Origin of the sequence: Leisingera sp. UBA4491 (assembly GCF_002388965.1) — a bacterium.
Classification (GTDB): domain Bacteria; phylum Pseudomonadota; class Alphaproteobacteria; order Rhodobacterales; family Rhodobacteraceae; genus Leisingera; species Leisingera aquaemixtae.
The window spans coordinates 19,819-37,846 of sequence record NZ_DGNN01000016.1 but is presented as its reverse complement, the minus strand read 5'-3'; the positions used below and the strand labels follow the sequence as shown (position 1 = coordinate 37,846).

Here is an 18,028-nt window from a genome sequence, read left to right as displayed (position 1 = left end):
AATTTGTGAAAATGCGGCATTTCTGAACAGCAACGGCCGGCAGGGCAAGGCCGCTCAGCCATTTCCGGTCATGAGTGAAAGCACCCCTATGCCTGAAACTTCAAAGATCTTTACCTATGTGGTGGAGGGCCTCTCCTACACCGTCACCGTTTACGAGGAGAACGGTGAATTCTTTGCCGATATCGCGGTCGATGAAGGCGCCATGGACGTGAACGCGGTCTACTTCGGCGATGACGACTTCTCCGGCTCCAGCGAATCCCTGGGCGGCCCGCTGAATATGAACGGCGCCAGACTGGACGGCGAAAAGGTGCAGTGGGACGAAGCCACCGAACTCAGCAGCCCCGGCCTAGGCCCGGAAGGAGAAACCAAGGAAACCTACTTGCAGGCCGGGGATACGATGACGGTTGCCCTGGACATCGAAGACCTGGATGAAATCGACGTTTTCGGCATCCGAGCCACCTCAACGACCACCGGCGCAGGTTCGATCAAGGCCGTCAGCAGCGACCCCGAGGAGCCGGAGGAGCCGGAAGATCCCGTCTATGGGAAGGTTTTCTTCGGGGAGGTGTTTTCCGAAACCGGCGAGCCGCTTGGGGGCACCTACATTCTGGACGAAGAACCCGATCCGAACCCCTACAGCGTGCCTGCGCTTCCCGAGGGAACCGAGCCCACCTTTGAAAACTACCTGTCTTATTACCTGTCGGATGAGATGGGCGGCAATCTGGCCGCGGTGGAGGGCGTCGTCTTTTACGGCCCTGGCGAGGACGGCTCCCAGGGGGAGCTGTTCCGCATTGCAGCGCCGGAGGGCGGCTTCGCGGACGCCGATGCGCTGTTGGCGGCCTATGACGATGCGCTCAGCGGCATCGAAGATCTGTCCGGACAGAACCTGATGGCAGCGCTGAGCCTGGACGATTATGCCATGCCGGAGCCGGAAACCGCTGAGGAAATGGGCGCGGACGAGTTCGACCTGGTCTGACCAGCGCCCGGCCTGTTCCCCGCCCGCCGCTTCTGTTTCCAGACGGGGCATTCTCTGCCGCACCAGAAAGTCCCCGCCCAACCGGCGGGGCTTTTTAATGTGCTTTAGGGCGCAGTCAGGCACCCGCAGAAACCGCCCCCTCCGCCGCCAGCCCTTGCACCGCGCTGGCAGCGCTTCACGCCTCCCGCGTCAGTTGAGCCTTCACCGCCCGAACTTTCCCCGCTGCGCCCTATTGCCACAGCCCGGCTCTTCCTCGACAGTCCGGCGCAATGAATGACAGCGCGGAGGGACAGCGCAGATGGAACAGATGATGCAAGAGGCAGGCGCCTATTGGCCCCTGATGGTGAGCGGCGCCAAGGCGCTGGTGGTGCTGATCCTCGGCTGGATTGCCACCGGCTGGATCAGCAGCGTGGTGCGGCGGCGGATCAACAACACGCCGCAGATCGACCCGACGCTAGGCAATTTTGCCGCCAGCGCGGTGCGCTGGGTGCTGCTGCTGGTGGTGCTGGTCGCCATCCTCAACATCTTCGGGATCGAGGCCACCAGCCTGGTCGCCATGCTGGGCGCCGCCACTTTGGCGATCGGTCTGGCGCTGCAGGGCACGCTCAGCGATCTGGCCGCGGGGGTCATGCTGATCCTGTTCCGCCCCTACAAGATCGGCCAGTTTGTCGACATCGGCGGCACCTCGGGCACCGTGAAGGATCTGAACCTTTTCGTGACCGAGCTGGCGACGCCGGACAACGTGCAGATCATCGTTCCCAACGGCAAGGCCTGGGGCGCGATCATCACCAACTTCTCGCATCACCCCACCCGCCGCGCCGATCTGGTGTTCGGCATCGACTACGGCGACAGCGCCGAGGCGGCCAAGGCGATCATCCTGGAGCAGGCGAACGCCGACGCCCGGGTGCTGCAGGACCCCGCACCCTGGGTCCGGGTCACCAATCTGGGCGACAGCTCCGTCGATCTGACCGCACGGCTCTGGTGCAAGGCCGAGGATTACTGGGAGCTGAAGTTTGCCCTGATGCAGGGCGTGAAAGAGGCGTTTGACGCCAAGGGCATCTCGATCCCCTACCCGCACACAGTGGAAGTCAAAAAGGAAGGCTGAAGCCCTCCCGCCCGTCTTCGGCCCCTGCGGGCCTCATCCCGTTGGGCCCGGCGCCCCGCCTGCGGCGGGGCGTTCTGCGTTGCGGCAGCGGCCGGCTCAGCGCGCCCGGGCGGCGGTGGCGGCACTCGCGGCGGCCTGGCGCGCCCGCGCCGCACGGCCCCGCTCCAGCCGCCTGTCCTGCGGCTGTTCGGGCGGCCAGCCGCAGACCACCGTGCTCCCGTCCAGATCGGTAAAGGCCCATTGCGCGGCCAGCAGCTGGTAGCTCTTGACCTCCCAGCCGGAGGCATCGGGTTCGAACCGCAGCCGCCAGGTGCCGCGCACCTGGACCGGCAGCCGCAGCTGCTGAATACGGACCATCGCGTCATGCCCGGTCATCGCCGCGCGCACCCCCTGCGCCCGCAGTTTCTTCATCCGCTCCACCAGCGCTGCCGCTTCACGCATCCGGCGGCCGGCAAATACCACTTCAATCTCAGTCCCCGGCCGGACGATCCCCGTCACCACCAGATCGCGGCGGTTGTTGCGGCTGAACACCGGCACCAGCTCCACCGGAACGTCGCGCACCTCGCGCTTGAACAGGCCCGCATCCTCAATCTGCGGGGTGATTTGCGAGGGGGGTCTGCGGCGGTTCGTCATGGCATATCCCGGCATCGCCCGGTTAAGCGAGCGGCTGCCCTGTCAACTGTCTGGTGTCTTTTCCATCACCCTAGGCCACCGCGCTTAACGAAGCGTTGAATGACCGCAAAAAGGGAAAACCGCCGTAAAAACCCAGCGGCGCCCGAGCGGGCGGGCCACCGCCGCGCCGCGCAAAGCGCGGCGCCCCGACCAACGCTGCATGGCGCTTCCTTCGAAGCGCCTTCAGGGGCGGGAGACCCCCGCCTCAGACGCGCGCGACCGGCCGTTTCATGACCAGCGCCGGGGCGTCCTTGTACACCGCTTCGCCTGCAGGGGTGTATCCCAGCTTGCGCGCCACCCGCTGGGACGCCGCGTGAGAGGGATCAAGGATACAGGCGGTCTCCGCCCAATCCGTGGCCTCCGCCGCCCACTGATGCATACGGCGCACCGCTTCGGTTGCCAGCCCCCGGCCCTGCATCTGCGGCGCCAGCACCCAGCCCGCTTCGGGGATGCCGTCCAGCGGCGGCTCCATCGCGCGCCGGAAATCGGCAAATCCCGCCTCGCCGATGAACTTGCCACTGCCGCGCAGGGTCACCGCCCAATAGCCATAGCCCAGCGCCTGCCAATGGCCGATGTAGCGCAGCAGCCGGGTCCAGCTTTCCTGCAGGGTCGAGGGCTGGCCTGAAATGAACCTTACCACTTCCGGCTCCGCCCAGAGCGCCGCGACGGCAGCAAAATCCTGCACCCGATGCGGGCGCAGGACCAGCCGCTCCGTCTCCAGAACCGGACAGCTCATCCAGGCAGGGTGCCGGTCAGCACATAGCGCAGGATTTCGACCACCTGGCGCGGCTCCTCTGCCACCGCCAGCGCCGCCGCGTGGACTTCCTTCAGCGCGTGCTGATGCTCCGGGGGGCTCAGCACAATCACGGATTTGCCCAGGGCAGCGGCATAGCCCGCGTCAAAGGCCGCATTCCACTGCTTGTACTTGTCGCCGAACCGCACCACGACCACATCGGCGTCCGAGATCCCCTTGCGGGTGCGGATCGCATTCACCATCGCGCCCTTGTGGTCGTGCCAGTACTTGTTCTCCTCAGACCCAAGGATGGCCACGCCGCAATCGTCGCTGGCATCGTGATCGGTGACCGGCGCGCTGAAGCTCACCTCCAGCCCTTGTGCGCCATCGATGATCTGCTCCCGCCAATCGGTGTGAATCTCGCCCGAAAGATATACCTTCAATACCACGTCTTGTCCTTTCCTGCGCCAGCCTGCGGGGCCGCAGCCAAGGCAGCCGTGACCTCATCATCACTGGTCTGTGCAAAATCCCTGTAATGCGCGCCGACCGCCCAGAATTCCCTGGGGCTCAGCAGGCAGACCACAGTATCCACCAGCGGGCGCAGTTCGTCCACCGCTTCCGGCGGCGCCACCGGCACCGCCAGGATCACCTCTGCAGGCTTGCGTTCCTTGAGCCAGAAATGCGCCGCCATGAAGGTCGCGCCGGTGGCGATGCCGTCATCCACCACGATAACGGTGCGGCCCTCCAGATCCACAGGGTCGCGCCCCTGCAAATAGCTGGCGCGGCGGGCGGCATTTTCCTTGCGCGCCTCGGCAACCTGAGAGACAAAATCCTCCGGCTTCATGCCCATGGCCTGCAGCAGGGCGTCGTTGAAAATGGGTTTGCTGCCCTCCGCCAGCGCGCCGGCCGCCAGCTCCGGGTTGGCGGGCATACCGATCTTGCGGATCAGGATCAGGTCCAGGGGTGCGTTCAGTTTCTGCGCAATGGGCAGCGCCACGGGGACCCCGCCCCGCGGCAGCGCCAGCACCACGGGGTCTTGCATCTCCAGTTCAGCCAGTCTCTCGGCCAGCTGAAGCCCGGCAGTGATCCGGTCCTCAAACATCCGGGACGCCTCCACCCCGTAACCTAGCGCGCCGGCGCAAAAGGCAACGCCTCAGCGGCGCCGCGCCACCAGGTAGCGCCCGGGCGTGTCCGCCGGGTAGTTGCCGGTCTCGATGATCTCAAAGCCTGCGCGCTGCACTGCTGCCTCCAGCGTGCGGATATCCAGGAAATCCACATGGCCGGGCGCCTTGCCTGCCAGCCGCATCAGCGGAATCGCAATGCTGTACATCCAGTACTTCCAGGACCCCCGCGCCTCGCCCAGGCAGGGTGTCTTGGATATGAACAGTCCGCCCGCGGGCAGTTTGGCCGCGATCGAGGCCAGCGCCGCCTCCAGATCCGGCAGCAGATGCAGCAGGTTGAAGGCCATCACCGCATCAAACGGCCCCTCCGGCGCGTCCAGCACGCCGCAGCAGCGGAAATCCACATTTGCTGCCGCCGCATTCCAGGCCCGTTCCCGCCCCACCTTCAGCATCCCCTCAGACAGGTCGGTGGCAGTGATCTCAGCCGCGCTGGCGGCCAGCGCAATCGCGGTGGAGCCAGTGCCGCAGCCCAGCTCCAGCACCCTGTCGCTGCCTTTCAGGTAAGACCGGGTCCGCTCCAGCGTGTAGCGGTAGGCATCGAGGTCCCGGATCGGGGCATTGGCGTATTTCGGGGCGATTCTGTCCCAAAAGCGGGCATCGGCTGTCATGGCGGCTCTCCTTGCTGACCCTGAGCCTATCCATGCAAGGACCACAGAGAAATTGCCGAAATCCGCAAGGTTGTTATACATATTTGCATGGAAAACCCAGACTGGAACCATATTCGCGCGTTTCTGGCCACTGCCGAGACGGGATCGCTGTCCGCAGCCGCGCGCCAGCTTGGCCTCACCCAGCCGACACTCTCGCGCCAGGTCGCGGCGCTGGAGGCGGAACTGGGCGTGCTGCTGTTTGAACGCCTCGGCCGTGCCCTGGCGCTGACCAAAGCCGGGCACGAGCTGCTGTCCCACAGCCGCAAGATGGGCGAGGCCGCGAACGGTCTGACCCTGGCCGCCTCCGGCCAGGCGCAGTCCATCGAGGGCACGGTGCGGATCACCGCCTCGGATGTGATGTCGGCACATGTGCTGCCGCCGGTGCTGCACCAGCTGCGCCAGCGAGCGCCGAAGCTCACCATCGACGTGGTGGCCGCCAACGATATCCGCGACCTGATGCGGCGCGAGGCGGACATTGCCATCCGCCATGTCCGCCCCGATCAGCCCGAGCTGATCGCCCGCCTGGTGCAGGAGGCCACCGGGCATTTCTATGCTGCCAAAAGCTATCTGAACCGGCGCGGCCGACCAGCGTCCTTCGCGGAGCTGGGGACCCATGATTTCGTCGGATTCGGCGATACGGAGCGGATGATTGGTTATCTGGACCCGATGGGTATCCCGGTCACGGCGGAGAACTTCCGCATCGGTTCCAACAGCGGCCTGGTGGCCTGGGAACTGGTCCGGCAGGGGTTCGGCATCACCCCGATGTCGGACGAGGTCGCCGCCGCCGCGCCAGAGGTGGAGCGGCTGCTGCCCGGCAGCGATGCAATCACCTTCCCGGTCTGGCTGACCACCCACCGCGAGCTGCATACCAGCCGCCGGATCCGGCTGGTGTTCGACCTGCTGGCGGAGTTCTTTGCGGCCAGGTGAAACGGAAAAGGCAGCGCCCCAACGGGTGCGCTGCCCAATAGTTTTCCCAAAACTTTTGCCAAGACTTTTCAAAAAGTCTTGGGCCCGCCGTCACCCCCGCAGGGTGCCGCCGGTGGCCTTGGTGACCTTGGCGATGATCTTCTCGCTCACCGCCTCGATATCTTTTTCCTTCAGCGTCTGGTCGCTGGGCTGCAGCCGCACGGTGATCGCCAGTGACTTCTTGCCCTCACCCAGGGAGCCGCCGATGAATTCGTCAAAGACGCGCACATCCTCGATCAGCGCCTTGTCGGCACCGGCAGCGGCATTGACCAGCGTCAGCGCCTCGACATCCGCATCGACCACAAAGGCGAAGTCCCGCTCCACCGCCTGCAGGTCGCTGATCGCCAGCGCCGGGCGGGTGGCGCCGGATTTGCGCGGCAGCGGCACCTCATCCGGGAAGATGGTGAAGGCCACGGCCGCACCCTTGATCCCCATCTCTTTCAGCACCTTCGGATGCAGCTCGCCAAAGACGCCGAGGGTCTTCTTCGGACCCAGGCAGATGCGGCCATGGCGGCCCGGGTGCCACCAGGCAGCACCGTCTCGCAGGATCTGAACCTTGGCCGGAGCGCCGATGGCCGCCAGAACCGCCTCGGCATCCGCCTTGGCATCATAAAGGTCCACCGCCCGCGAGGCACCATGCACGTCTTTGGGTCCGGTGCGCCCGACCAGCAGGCCCGCGATCTGATTGACCTGCTCGCCCGGCTCGCCGCCGGTAAAGGCAGGCCCTGCCTCAAACAGCGCCAGATCCATGAATCCGCGCGCCTGATTGCGGGCCGCAGCCTGCAAGAGGCCCGCCAGCAGGTCCGGACGCATGTGCGACATCTCGGAAGAGATCGGATTGGCCAGCATGGTGGCATCATCGCCGCCGCCGAACAGCGCCGCCGAGGCCTTGTCGATGAAGCTGTAGCTGACGATCTCGTTGTAGCCGAGGCTGGCGCAAGTGCGGCGCGCCATCTGCTGGCGGCGCTGCTGCGGCGTCATCACCGGCTTCGGAATCCCGTCGGTCAGCCGCGGCAGGGGCTTGCCCTGCAGCTTGGTCAGCGAGGCGATGCGGGCGACCTCTTCCACCAGGTCAGCTTCGCCCTGCACATCCGGCCGCCAGCTGGGCACATGCGCCATGTTGCCCTCCAGGCGGAAGCCCAGGCGGGTCAGGGTCTGGCGCTGGTCGCTTTCCGGGATCTCCATCCCCACCAGTGACTGCACCCGGCCGCTGTCCAGCTTATAGGCGCGCGAATGATCCGGCACGTCGCCGGCAATCACCATCTCTGACGGCTCGCCGCCGCAGATATCCAAGATCATCTGGGTCGCCCGGTGCAGGCCCTCAATGGTGTATTCCGGATCCACACCGCGCTCGAACCGGTAGCGCGCGTCGGAGTTGATCTTGAGCGCCCGGCCCGCCATCGCGATCTGCACGTGATCCCAGAACGCGCTCTCCAGGAACACATCCACGGTGTCTTCGGTGCAGCCGGTCGCGGCGCCGCCCATGATGCCGCCGATGCTCTCCACGCCGTTTTCGTCGGAGATCACCATATGGCCCGCGCCCAGGGTGTATTCCTTCTCATCCAGCGCCACCAGCGTCTCGCCGCCCTGGGCGCGGTGCACCCGCAGGCTGCCGGACACTTTGACCGCATCGAACACATGCAGCGGGCGGTTCTGGTCGAAGGTGAAGAAGTTGGTCACGTCCACCAGCGCCGAGATCGGGCGCAGGCCGATCGCCGTCAGCCGGTCCTGCAGCCACTGCGGGCTGGGGCCGTTCTTCACCCCCTTGATCACCCGGCCGGCAAACAGCGGGCAGCCGTCCAGGGTGTCTTCGTCGATGGTGACCTTGATCGGGCTGTCGAAATCGCCCGGGATCGCCTCGAACGCGCGGGTCTTCAGGGTGCCGAGACCGCGCGCCGCCAGATCGCGGGCGATGCCATAGACGCCCAGCGCATCGGGACGGTTCGGAGTGATCGCAATCTCGATCACCGGGTCGACTTTGGCCGGATCGTTCTCCGCCAGCCAGTCCACGAACTTGTCGCCGACCGCGCCCGAGGGCAGCTCAATGATGCCGTCATGCTCCTCCGACAGCTCCAGCTCGCGCTCGGAGGCCATCATGCCAAAGCTCTCGATGCCGCGGATCTTGCCGACGCCGATGGTGATATCCAGGCCCGGAACATACATGCCCGGCTTGCAGACCACCACGGTGATGCCTTCCCGCGCATTCGGCGCGCCGCAGATGATCTGCAGCTCGCCCTCGTCGGTGTCCACCTTGCAGACCCGCAGCTTGTCGGCATCCGGGTGCTTCTCAGCATGTTTCACATAGCCGAGGGTAAAATCCTTCAGCACATCGGCCGGATTGACGACCCCTTCGACCTCAAGGCCCAGATCGGTCAGGGCGTCGGTGATCTCCTCCACCGAGGCGTCGGTGTCGAGGTGGTCTTTCAGCCAGGAAAGCGTGAATTTCATCGGTCGGGGACCCCTTGGCAGACATGCGTGTTTGACCTGAGGCAATGGCAAAGAATGCGCCAAGGTTCAAGGGTTCAGCGCTGGGGGAATCAAGGATGGCGCTCAGTGAGGTGGAAAAGCCCGTACCGGGGGAGCGTGGAGCCGCGCCATCGCCTGACCGCGGGGAGGCGAACGACGGTGGTGTCTGGCAGTTTATGCCGGCCCAGTCCGTAGAACTTCAAGCTGATGTGCCTGCGTCACCAAATCGCCTGCCCGTGCGGGCGGTCAGGCGATGGCGCGGCGGCCTCTCGGCCTTGATTCCGCGCTGGGGGGGGGCGGGTCGGGCGCGATGCGGGGCTGCGCCCTGAGTTTTAAAAATTGGCTCTCGCCTCTAAAAGGTGATGCCCAGCTTTTCTGACGCTTCTTGCTTTAGATATGCAAAAGCCAAATCACGCATCATTCCCAATGTCATGCCGCCAACTTTTGCCGCCCCATCCTTTGTCTTTTGCCAAACCGTATCGCTTCTGATGGCTTCAATATAGTCGTGCCCCATGTTTGTAAGCCTGAAGCCGGTTTCAGAAACTTGCGTAACCAGCCCAGCGTCTGACAGCAAAGACACATGATGGTTCCTCTCGATTTGCTCCTGCGGCATGCTGAGAAACTTCCGAAAATGCAGCACCCCAGATTGATCCGCCTCAAACTCAAATAGCATCTCTCGCAACAAGTCATCATTGCGCTTCATAAGTAACTCCTAAATGCAAAAGGCCCGCCAAAAGAGGCGAGCCTAGCTACTTAGTTTGCAACCTCAAGCAATTTCACCTGCTCAAACCGCCATGCAGCGCCGGCATGTCCAGGCTCTGGAAGCCGTAGTGGCGCAGCCAGCGCAGGTCGCTGTCGAAGAAGGCGCGCAAGTCCGGGATGCCGTATTTCAGCATCGCCAGGCGGTCGATGCCGATGCCGAAGGCAAAGCCCTGGTAGATCTCCGGGTCGATGCCGCCGGCCGCGATCACCTTGGGATGCACCATGCCGGAGCCGAGGATCTCCATCCAGTCGTCGCCTTCGCCGATCTTCAGCGCACCGCCCTCCCAGGAGCAGCGGATGTCCACCTCTGCCGACGGCTCGGTGAAGGGGAAGTGGGAGGCGCGGAAGCGCAGCTCGACGCCGTCCACCTCGAAGAAGGATTTGACGAACTCCTCCAGCACCCACTTGAGGTTCGCCATCGAGATGTCCTTGTCCAGCGCCAGGCCTTCGACCTGGTGGAACATCGGCGTGTGGGTCTGGTCATAGTCGGCGCGGTAGACGCCGCCCGGGCAGATGATGCGCAGCGGCGCGCCCATCTTTTCCATCGAGCGGATCTGAACCGGCGAGGTATGGGTGCGCAGCACATGCGGCGGGCGGTTGTCGCCTTCGGCGCGGTGCATGTAAAACGTGTCCATTTCGGCGCGCGCCGGGTGGTGTCCGGGGATGTTCAGCGCATCGAAATTGTACCAGTCGGTGTCGATCCGCGGCCCTTCGGCGACGGAGAAGCCGAGTTCGGCGAAGATCGCGGTGATCTCTTCCTGCACCTGACTGACCGGATGCAGGCTGCCCTGGCGGGAGGGGCGCGACGGCAGGGTAACATCCAGCCATTCGGTGCGCAGGCGCTCATCCAGCGCGGCATCTTCCAGCCCGGCTTTCTTGGCCGCCAGGGCGGAGTTGATCTCATCCTTCAGCGCGTTCAGCGCCGGGCCGGCCGCCTGGCGCTCCTCCGGGGTCATCTTGCCCAGCTCGCGCATCTTCAGCGCCACTTCGCCCTTCTTGCCGACGGCGGCAAGACGGATCGCCTCCAGCGCCGCCTCGTCGGCGGCCTCTGCAATCTGACCCAGGTATTTGGCTTTAAGATCGTCCATCACGGCCCCTCGAATTCTGCTTGTGTCCTGCTACCACAAGAGCGGCTGAAAGCAAGAGGGCGGCGGCGGAAGGCGCGCGGCTGTGTCGCCGCCCTGCGCCGGGCCGGTTCCCGGCCTGAATTGATGCCCGTTTTGTGATACACTCCGCGCACATCTTATCAGCTGCACCGGAGGACACAGCCATGGCACATGCGGATTGGTACATCGAAGGCCGCAGCTTCGGGAACTGCAACTGCAACTATGGCTGCCCCTGCCAGTTCGAGGATCTGCCCACCCACGGGCATTGCACCGGGTTCGAGGTGATCCATATCGACAAGGGCCATTTCGAGGAAACGGACCTCACAGGCACCCGCGCCACCCTGCTCTACGCCTGGCCCGGGCCGATCTTCGAAGGCAAGGGCGCCTTGCAGGCGATCATTGACGACCGCGCGTCGGACGCTCAGCGCGCGGCGCTTGAGACCGTGCTTCTGGGCGGCGAAACGGAGGAGGAAGCCACCCATTGGTGGGTGTTCCGCGCCATGTGCGACACCGTGCATGAGACGCTGATCAAGCGGATCGACTACGAGGCCGACATCGAAAACCGCACCGCCACGGTGGAGATCGAGGGGCTGCTCAGCGCCTCAGGCCGCCCGATCCAGGCCCCGCATGGCGGCGGCGAGCACCGGGTCCGCATCGACATCCCCGGCGGCATCGAGTTCACCCTGGCCGAGATCGGCAGCGCCTCCAGCAAATCCACCGCGGCGATCAAACTGGATCTGGACGACACCTACGGCCAATGGGCCATCATCCGCCACGGCCCGCACGGGATCGCAGCCTAGGCGCCCTCAGCTCAGCAGCATCCAGGCGCCCATGCCCGCCATCATCAGGTTCTCGGTAAGCGAGACAAAGCCCAGAGGCACCGCGCTGCTGCCGCCCATGCAGGCGCATTTCAGCTCCCGCTTGTCGATATAGACCGCCTTGAAGACCGACACCGCGCCAACCGTGCCGATCACCAGCGCCAGCGGCGCCGCCAGCCAGATCAGCACGCCCGCCAGCATCAGAAGGCCCGCCACCCCTTCGGCAAAGGGGTAGACATAGGCGTAAGGAACAAACCGGCGGGCCAACAGGTCATAGTTCAGGAACATGCTGGAAAAGCTCTCCACATCGCGCAGTTTCTGCAGCGCCAGCAAGCACATGGAAACGGCGACAAACCACTGCAGCGTCCGGCCTGCGCCTAACGCGTCAAAGGCGGCCCACTGCGCTGCCAGTGCGATCCCCAGCGCCATCGCAAACAGCGCAATCACCGGCACATAGGTGGTCTCCCCCTCAGCACGGACCGGAATGCCGAAATGGGCGCGCAGGTCCTCATAACCGCCAATCCGCTCGCCGCCGATATAGGTCTGCGGCGTTGTTTCGACCCCCGCCTGCTCCTGAAAGCGCTCAACCTCCTCGCGGGTGGTCAGCCGGTGGTCCTCGACCTCATACCCCTTCCAGCGCAGCAGCGCCCTGGACTTCAGCCCGTAGGGGCACAGATGGCCCGGCATATCCATCCGGTAGAGTGCTGCTGTCTTCTGTGCGGCATCGCTGTGCGCGGGGTCTGCGGCGGTCATTGCGTGCTCCTGTTCCGGTCCCGGCCAATGGGTTGTCGTCACTGGCTCAACGCCGCACCCCTGCCCCAAAGTTCCGCCTGACCTCCGCTGGCCCGCAAACAGCAGCAGGGCAGCACCTTTGGGCTCCGGCACCGCCTCCCTGCCCCAGCCGGCGCCCGCTTCCGCCCCCTGTGGCACCAGGCCTAGCGGCCAGGCGTGGCAGCGGAGGATCAAAGGCGGCATTTTGGCTGCCAGACCGGCATGTTAGCACTTGCAAGGCGGGGGTTTGCATGCGCACGGTAAACGGCACCTTGCAAAATGGATGTACCGCCATGCCGACGCACCTGGACCGGAGCACCTTGACCTGGAAGGTCACCCCCGACCTTCTCGGCGTCGTTGACGCTTCCGGTGTCTTCACCGACACCAACCCCGCCTGGTTCACCACGCTGGGCCTGCTGCCCGAGGAAATCGAAAGCCGCCAGTTCTTCCACTTCGTGCACCCGGACGACATCTCCCGGACAGAGGCTGCGTTCGAGCGCGTCAAGCACGGCCATCCGGTTCTGCAATTCGAAAACCGCTACCGGCACAAGGACGGCTCCTACCGCTGGCTGTCCTGGAACGCGGTGCCGGAAGGGAGCCGTTATTTCTGCAGCGCCCGTGACATCACCCGCGCCAAGGAGAACGAAGCCAACCTTGCCACCCGCGAGCAGGAGGCCCGTTTCCGCGAGCAGTTCATCGCGGTCCTGGGCCATGACCTGCGCAACCCGCTGTCGGCCGTCGGCGCGGCGCTGCGGCTCTTGGAAAACGAACCGCAATCCGCCAAGGCGCTGGAGATCCTGGCCCTGGGCCGCCAGTCCGTCACCCGCATGTCGTCGCTGATCAACGACATTCTCGATTTTGCCCGCGCCCGCCTGGGCAACGGCATTGAGATCGAGCGCGCCCGCAAGTCAGAGCTGCGGCCGGTGCTGAGCCAGACCGTGGAGGAAATCCGGCTGGCCAATCCGGGCACGCCGCTGCGTGAAGAGTACAGCTTCCAGGATCCGCTCGACTGCGACCCGGAGCGCATGGCCCAGCTGGTTTCGAACCTGCTGTCGAATGCGGTGACGCATGGCACTCCAGGCAAACCGGTGACGGTGGCCGCGCGCGACGACGGCGGCGATTTTCTTCTGTCCGTCACCAACGCCGGCGTGCCGATCCCTGCGGAAACCATGGATCGCTTGTTTGAGCCGTTCACCCGCGCCGAGATGCGGGACTCGCAGAACGGGCTGGGACTGGGGCTGTTCATCGCCCAGCAGATCGCCAAGGGCCACGGCGGCCTGCTGACGGCGCAATCGGACGATGAGCAAACCGTTTTCACCCTGCGCCTGCCCAGAGGCTGACCTGCACCAATCAGTTTTTGACTGAATTTCCACGCGCCCCTAGCCGGTTGCGTGTTTTAAGCAATTTAAAAGCATCATCTTAAAGACGAATCCAGATGGCAATGCGCAATCTCTGATTGTTCACTATTCATTGAAAGGGTTTGCAATGGACGGCGCATTCAGCAAGGAACTTCCGGTTTTTTCCCAGAACGAAATCAAGGAGCTCAAAGAGAGCGGCGGCAAGATCGTCAAGCACCACATGGGCGGCGGCGGCGGCGGCCGGTTCGACCCTGTTTCCCTGCGCGAGTTGCGCCTCAAAACCGGCACTCTGATTGACGCCATTTTCCTCAACGGCGATCGTCACGGCGGCGAGGGTGGTGGTATGGGCGACTCGGTCACTCTGTCGCCAGATATTCTCGTCCAGGATATCGGCTACGACATACGAGACAGCTTTCTCAGCGGGCTCAAGTTCTATTTTACAGACGGCACAACACTTCAAGGCGGCATCCTGAATGACGAAAAACTGCTGTCCGCGGAACTGGGCTGTTCCCGGGAGGACCTGCTTGTGATCGCCCTGGGCGGCAGCAGCGGGAACTTCCTCGATTCACTCGATGCCGTTTGCGTGGTGGGCTACAGCAGCAACACGGTCCTTGCCCGGAACGTCACCGCCATTGTTGGAGCGATCACCCCCGGTATGGAGCTCACCGAATATACCGAAATTGCATCCCGCAAAACGGAATCCTACGAACGCGCGCTGTCCCAGACCCACAGCGTGACAACCAGCGCCTCCGTTTCCGGCACCTATTACGTCACCGCCTCGGTGGAAACCGAATACGCTTACAAGTGGTCCTCCCAAACCACGATCGGCCGGGACTTTGAAGAAGTGCTCGCAAACAAGACAACCCAGAAGATCAGCGTGCCAGAGAACGCCTGGGCCTATCTGGAAGTCACCCGCGGCGACATTATCTCACCCGATGGGAACCCCGAAAAAAGCGTGTTCATTCCGTCCGGCAATAACGCAATCAACTACCGCCTGGTCGACGAGCAATCATTCACCAACCTGGCTGGGTACTATGATCTGAACGGCTATTGCGCAAATCTGCCCGCCGACCGCGTGTCAACACGGCGGGACGAAACCACGGGGCTGATGATCGTGGAATGCAACTGAGACTGCGCCGCCGCTGACAGCGCCCGCCAATAAAAAAGGCCGCTCCAAACCGGAGCGGCCTTTTCTGAATTCAGATCCGTCTGGTGCCTTAGGCTGCCAGCGCGTCCTGTGCCTGGCGCACGATCGCACCGAAGGCTTCGGGCTCGTGCACGGCCAGGTCGGCCAGAACCTTACGGTCCACTTCGATGCCGGCCAGGGTCAGGCCGTTGATGAAGCGGGAGTAGGTCAGCGCTTCGTCGTGCGAACGCACAGCCGCGTTGATCCGCTGGATCCACAGCGCGCGGAAGTTGCGCTTGCGGTTCTTACGGTCGCGGGTTGCGTACTGGTTCGCCTTGTCGACGGCCTGACGGGCAACCTTGAAGGTATTCTTGCGGCGGCCGTAGTAACCTTTGGCTGCCTTGATGACCTTCTTGTGACGGGCGTGAGTCGTGGTACCACCTTTAACGCGGGACATATCTCAGATCTCCTCTTAGCGGTCGTAGGGCATGAAGCCCTTGACGATCTTTGCGTCGGGGGCCGACAGAACCGTGGTGCCGCGGGCGTCACGGATGAATTTCTTGGTGCGTTTGATCATGCCGTGGCGCTTGCCGGCCTGACCTGCGATGACCTTGCCGGTCGCAGTCACCTTAAAGCGCTTCTTGGCGCTCGATTTTGTCTTCATCTTGGGCATTTCCGTCTCCTTCAATGCGGGTTCGCTAGACGCGCGACTCGGCATGCCTCGACGGCCGGCCGCGCGGAACAGAGCTGCCCTTTAAGCAAACCTCACCCGGGGGGCAAGCGGAATCTCTGGAATTAGCGCCGAGGACCCCGGAAAAACGCCCCAGGCCAGTCTTTCCCGGCATCCCAGCCGGGCTTTGCCGCCCAGGCATAGGTGAGCAGTTGGGCGCCGCCCGCGCAAGGCGGCAGCACCGGGGGCGCAACGCCCCCGGCAATCAGCCCGCTAAGCGGGGTGCGGTTACTCCGGGTCGGTGCTGTAAATCAGCCGCTCGTCGCAGGGGGCAATGCGCAGGATGTTGGTGGTGCCCGGCACGTTGAAGGGCACCCCCGCGGTGACCACGATCTGGTCGGTGTCCCCGGCATAGCCGCCCGCCCGGGCCGCGCGCGCCGCATTCACGACCGCGCCCTTAAAGCGGTCCAGCTCCGGCGTCATCACGCATTTGCAGCCCCAGCTGAGGCACAGCCGCCGCGCGGTGGCGCTGACCGGGGTCATCGCGATGATCGGCACGCCGGGACGCTCGCGCGCGGTCAGCAGCGCAGTGGTGCCCGATTGGGTAAAACAGCAGATCGCCTTGATCTCGGTCTTTTCCGCAATCTCCCGCGCCGCAGCGACGATGCCATCGGCCACCGTGGTGCCCTTGGCAGAGCGCGAGGCGGCGATGATCTGGGTATAGGTCGGGTCGGCCTCCACCTCGATCGCCACCTTGTCCATGGTCTGCACCGCCTGCACCGGATACTGGCCAGCCGCGCTTTCGGCGCTCAGCATCACCGCATCGGCGCCCTCATAGATGGCGGTCGCCACGTCGGAGACCTCGGCCCTGGTCGGCATCGGGCTTTCGATCATGCTTTCCAGCATCTGTGTCGCCACGATCACCGGCTTGGCGGCGGCCCGGCACTTGCGCACCAGCCGCTTCTGGATCGGCGGCACCGCTGCCACCGGCAGCTCCACGCCCAGATCGCCCCGCGCCACCATGATCCCGTCGGAGGCGTCCAGGATCGCCTCGAAGTCCTCCACCGCCTGCGGCTTCTCGATCTTCGACAGCACCGCGGCGCGGCCATCGGCCAGCGTGCGCGCCTCATAGACGTCCTTGGCCCGCTGCACGAAAGACAGCGCCAGCCAGTCAACGCCCAGATTGCAGACAAATTCCAGATCCGCCCGGTCCTTCTCCGACAGCGCCGCCAGCGGCAGCACAACATCCGGCACGTTCACCCCCTTGCGGTTGGAAATGGTGCCGCCGGTCTCCACCGTGCAGTCGGCAAAATCCGGGCCGCAGGCGTCCACCACCAGGCGGATCTTGCCGTCATTGACCAAAAGATGCGCGCCCGGCTCCAGCGCCTGAAAGATTTCCGGATGCGGCAGGCAGACGCGGCTGGCATCGCCCTCGGCATTATCCAGATCGAGGCGGAACTTGGCCCCCTCCTCCAGCTCCTCGGCCCCATTGGCAAAGACCCCGACGCGCAGTTTCGGCCCCTGCAGGTCCGCCAGGATCGCAATCGGGCTGTCGAGATCCTGTTCCACCTGCCGGATGATCTTGTGCTTTTCGGCAATCTCCGGGTGGCTGCCGTGCGACATGTTCAGCCGGAACACATCGGCACCGGCCTCATGCAGGGCGCGGATCGTTTCATAGGTTTCCGAAGCCGGCCCCAGGGTGGCGACAATCTTGACATTGCGCGAGCGTTTCATCGGGATCTACTCCTCCGGACCTGAAATATGTTATCGCAAACAGCGTTGAGCTGCTTATCCCCTAATTCCCATTTTCCCGCAACTCCCCTAAACAGCCGTCACCAAAAGATGACAGGCCCATGACATATACACCCTATTTCGTGCACGGCGCCGACCGGCCCGCCCGCTGGCTGATCACCTGCGACCATGCGACAAATGTTGTGCCGCCTTTTGCCGGCGGCGGCGACCTGGGCCTCCCCCGCGAGGATATGGAGCGCCACATCGCCTATGACGTCGGCGCCTATGAGGTGTCGAAACTCTTGGGCGAAATGCTGAATGCGCCGGTGGTGGCGTCGAATTTCTCCCGCCTGGTGATCGACCCCAACCGCGGCGAGGATGATCCGACCCTCTTGATGAAGCTTTATGACGGCACCATCATCCCCGCCAACCGGCACGCCGGCGCGGCAGAGCTGAAGGAGCGGCTGGAGAATTGCTACCGCCCCTACCACCGCGCCTTGGCGCGGCTGGCGGAACGGCCGCGCACGGTGATCGTCTCGGTTCACAGCTTCACCCGCCAGCTGCGCGGCCGCCCGCCGCGGCCCTGGGAGATCGGCATCCTGTTTCCCGAAGGCGAGCGGTTCTCGCCCTTCGTGATTGAGGAACTGAACCGCGAGGACGGCCTGTGTGCCGGCGTCAATGAGCCCTACACCGGCCACCTGCCCGGCGACGCGATCGAGACTCACGCCACCAAGCCGGGCCGCCCCAACACGCTGATCGAGCTGCGCAACGACCTGATTGCCGAGCACGCAGGCCAGCACGCCTGGGCCGAGCGCCTCGCCCGCGTCCTGCCCCGGGCGCTGGACGCCTCTGGTCTCTGACCCGGAATTCGGCGCGAATTCCGGGTCGGAAAACACGTGTTTTCCGGGCCGTTTCCCGCGCCGGAAAACGGCTGCCCGCGTTG

General features: G+C 64.4%; 19 protein-coding genes. 7 read left to right on the top strand and 12 right to left on the bottom strand.

Annotated features, from left to right (window positions below):
* The first annotated feature begins 88 nt into the window (after window positions 1-88).
* Window positions 89-973 (top strand): hypothetical protein, encoded by an 885-nt coding sequence (locus B2P87_RS08000; protein WP_141891174.1) that lies wholly within the window; start codon window positions 89-91, stop codon window positions 971-973.
* A gap of 298 nt (window positions 974-1,271) precedes the next feature.
* Entirely contained in the window at window positions 1,272-2,078 is an 807-nt protein-coding gene (locus B2P87_RS07995) for a mechanosensitive ion channel family protein (protein WP_141891175.1), read from the top strand.
* A gap of 96 nt (window positions 2,079-2,174) precedes the next feature.
* Here B2P87_RS07995 and B2P87_RS07990 read toward each other — a convergent pair whose 3' ends face one another.
* From B2P87_RS07990 to B2P87_RS07970, 5 genes are all read right to left on the bottom strand, one after another.
* Complete coding sequence (locus B2P87_RS07990; RefSeq protein WP_141891176.1) at window positions 2,175-2,711, bottom strand: hypothetical protein; 537 nt, start codon at window positions 2,709-2,711, stop codon at window positions 2,175-2,177.
* Between the two features lie 244 nt (window positions 2,712-2,955).
* Window positions 2,956-3,486, bottom strand: coding sequence for a GNAT family N-acetyltransferase (locus B2P87_RS07985; RefSeq protein WP_141891177.1), 531 nt, complete (start codon window positions 3,484-3,486; stop codon window positions 2,956-2,958).
* A complete protein-coding gene (locus B2P87_RS07980; protein WP_141891178.1) occupies window positions 3,483-3,932 on the bottom strand; it encodes a YtoQ family protein in 450 nt (149 codons plus the stop codon). Before B2P87_RS07980 ends, B2P87_RS07985 begins: the two co-directional genes overlap by 4 nt.
* Window positions 3,923-4,585, bottom strand: coding sequence for a phosphoribosyltransferase (locus tag B2P87_RS07975; RefSeq protein ID WP_141891179.1), 663 nt, complete (start codon window positions 4,583-4,585; stop codon window positions 3,923-3,925). The genes B2P87_RS07980 and B2P87_RS07975 overlap by 10 nt, the downstream gene beginning before the upstream one ends.
* Before the next feature lie 51 nt (window positions 4,586-4,636).
* Complete coding sequence (locus B2P87_RS07970) at window positions 4,637-5,272, bottom strand: class I SAM-dependent methyltransferase (protein WP_141891180.1); 636 nt, start codon at window positions 5,270-5,272, stop codon at window positions 4,637-4,639.
* An 87-nt stretch (window positions 5,273-5,359) separates the two neighbouring features.
* Here B2P87_RS07970 and B2P87_RS07965 point away from each other — a divergent pair, with 87 nt between their 5' ends.
* A complete protein-coding gene (locus B2P87_RS07965; protein ID WP_141891181.1) occupies window positions 5,360-6,238 on the top strand; it encodes a LysR family transcriptional regulator in 879 nt (292 codons plus the stop codon).
* 90 nt (window positions 6,239-6,328) lie between these two features.
* On the opposite strand, the gene pheT is transcribed toward B2P87_RS07965, so the two are convergent.
* The 3 genes from pheT to pheS all read right to left on the bottom strand — a co-directional run bounded on the left by pheT (window position 6,329) and on the right by pheS (window position 10,593).
* Window positions 6,329-8,725, bottom strand: coding sequence for a phenylalanine--tRNA ligase subunit beta (gene pheT, locus B2P87_RS07960; protein ID WP_141891182.1), 2,397 nt, complete (start codon window positions 8,723-8,725; stop codon window positions 6,329-6,331).
* 370 nt (window positions 8,726-9,095) lie between these two features.
* The gene (locus B2P87_RS07955; protein WP_058285047.1) at window positions 9,096-9,446 is read right to left on the bottom strand and encodes a DUF2513 domain-containing protein; all 351 of its coding nucleotides are present in this window, start codon (window positions 9,444-9,446) and stop codon (window positions 9,096-9,098) included.
* 73 nt (window positions 9,447-9,519) lie between these two features.
* Window positions 9,520-10,593, bottom strand: a complete 1,074-nt coding sequence (gene pheS / locus B2P87_RS07950) for a phenylalanine--tRNA ligase subunit alpha (RefSeq protein WP_141891183.1) — start codon at window positions 10,591-10,593, stop codon at window positions 9,520-9,522.
* A 182-nt stretch (window positions 10,594-10,775) separates the two neighbouring features.
* Here pheS and B2P87_RS07945 point away from each other — a divergent pair, with 182 nt between their 5' ends.
* Window positions 10,776-11,411: a DUF1326 domain-containing protein gene (locus B2P87_RS07945; RefSeq protein WP_141891184.1), complete on the top strand. Its 636-nt coding sequence runs from the start codon at window positions 10,776-10,778 to the stop codon at window positions 11,409-11,411.
* Between the two features lie 6 nt (window positions 11,412-11,417).
* Here B2P87_RS07945 and B2P87_RS07940 read toward each other — a convergent pair whose 3' ends face one another.
* Entirely contained in the window at window positions 11,418-12,182 is a 765-nt protein-coding gene (locus B2P87_RS07940; RefSeq protein WP_141891185.1) for a MauE/DoxX family redox-associated membrane protein, read from the bottom strand.
* A gap of 311 nt (window positions 12,183-12,493) precedes the next feature.
* Between B2P87_RS07940 and B2P87_RS07935 the strand changes: the two genes are divergently transcribed.
* Window positions 12,494-13,540: a PAS domain-containing sensor histidine kinase gene (locus B2P87_RS07935; protein ID WP_244940734.1), complete on the top strand. Its 1,047-nt coding sequence runs from the start codon at window positions 12,494-12,496 to the stop codon at window positions 13,538-13,540.
* A gap of 145 nt (window positions 13,541-13,685) precedes the next feature.
* Entirely contained in the window at window positions 13,686-14,687 is a 1,002-nt protein-coding gene (locus B2P87_RS07930) for a hypothetical protein (protein ID WP_141891186.1), read from the top strand.
* 88 nt (window positions 14,688-14,775) lie between these two features.
* Here the strand turns inward: B2P87_RS07930 and rplT are convergent, their stop codons facing one another.
* The 3 genes from rplT to pyk all read right to left on the bottom strand — a co-directional run bounded on the left by rplT (window position 14,776) and on the right by pyk (window position 17,088).
* Window positions 14,776-15,141, bottom strand: coding sequence for a 50S ribosomal protein L20 (gene rplT, locus B2P87_RS07925; protein WP_008557989.1), 366 nt, complete (start codon window positions 15,139-15,141; stop codon window positions 14,776-14,778).
* Window positions 15,142-15,156: 15 nt separating this feature from the next.
* Window positions 15,157-15,357: a 50S ribosomal protein L35 gene (rpmI, locus tag B2P87_RS07920; RefSeq protein ID WP_008557770.1), complete on the bottom strand. Its 201-nt coding sequence runs from the start codon at window positions 15,355-15,357 to the stop codon at window positions 15,157-15,159.
* 285 nt (window positions 15,358-15,642) lie between these two features.
* A complete protein-coding gene (pyk, locus tag B2P87_RS07915) occupies window positions 15,643-17,088 on the bottom strand; it encodes a pyruvate kinase (RefSeq protein ID WP_141891187.1) in 1,446 nt (481 codons plus the stop codon).
* A gap of 119 nt (window positions 17,089-17,207) precedes the next feature.
* On the opposite strand from pyk, the gene B2P87_RS07910 reads away from it, so the two are divergent.
* On the top strand, window positions 17,208-17,945 hold the full coding sequence (locus B2P87_RS07910) for an N-formylglutamate amidohydrolase (RefSeq protein ID WP_141891188.1): 738 nt from the start codon (window positions 17,208-17,210) through the stop codon (window positions 17,943-17,945).
* Window positions 17,946-18,028 lie beyond the last annotated feature (83 nt).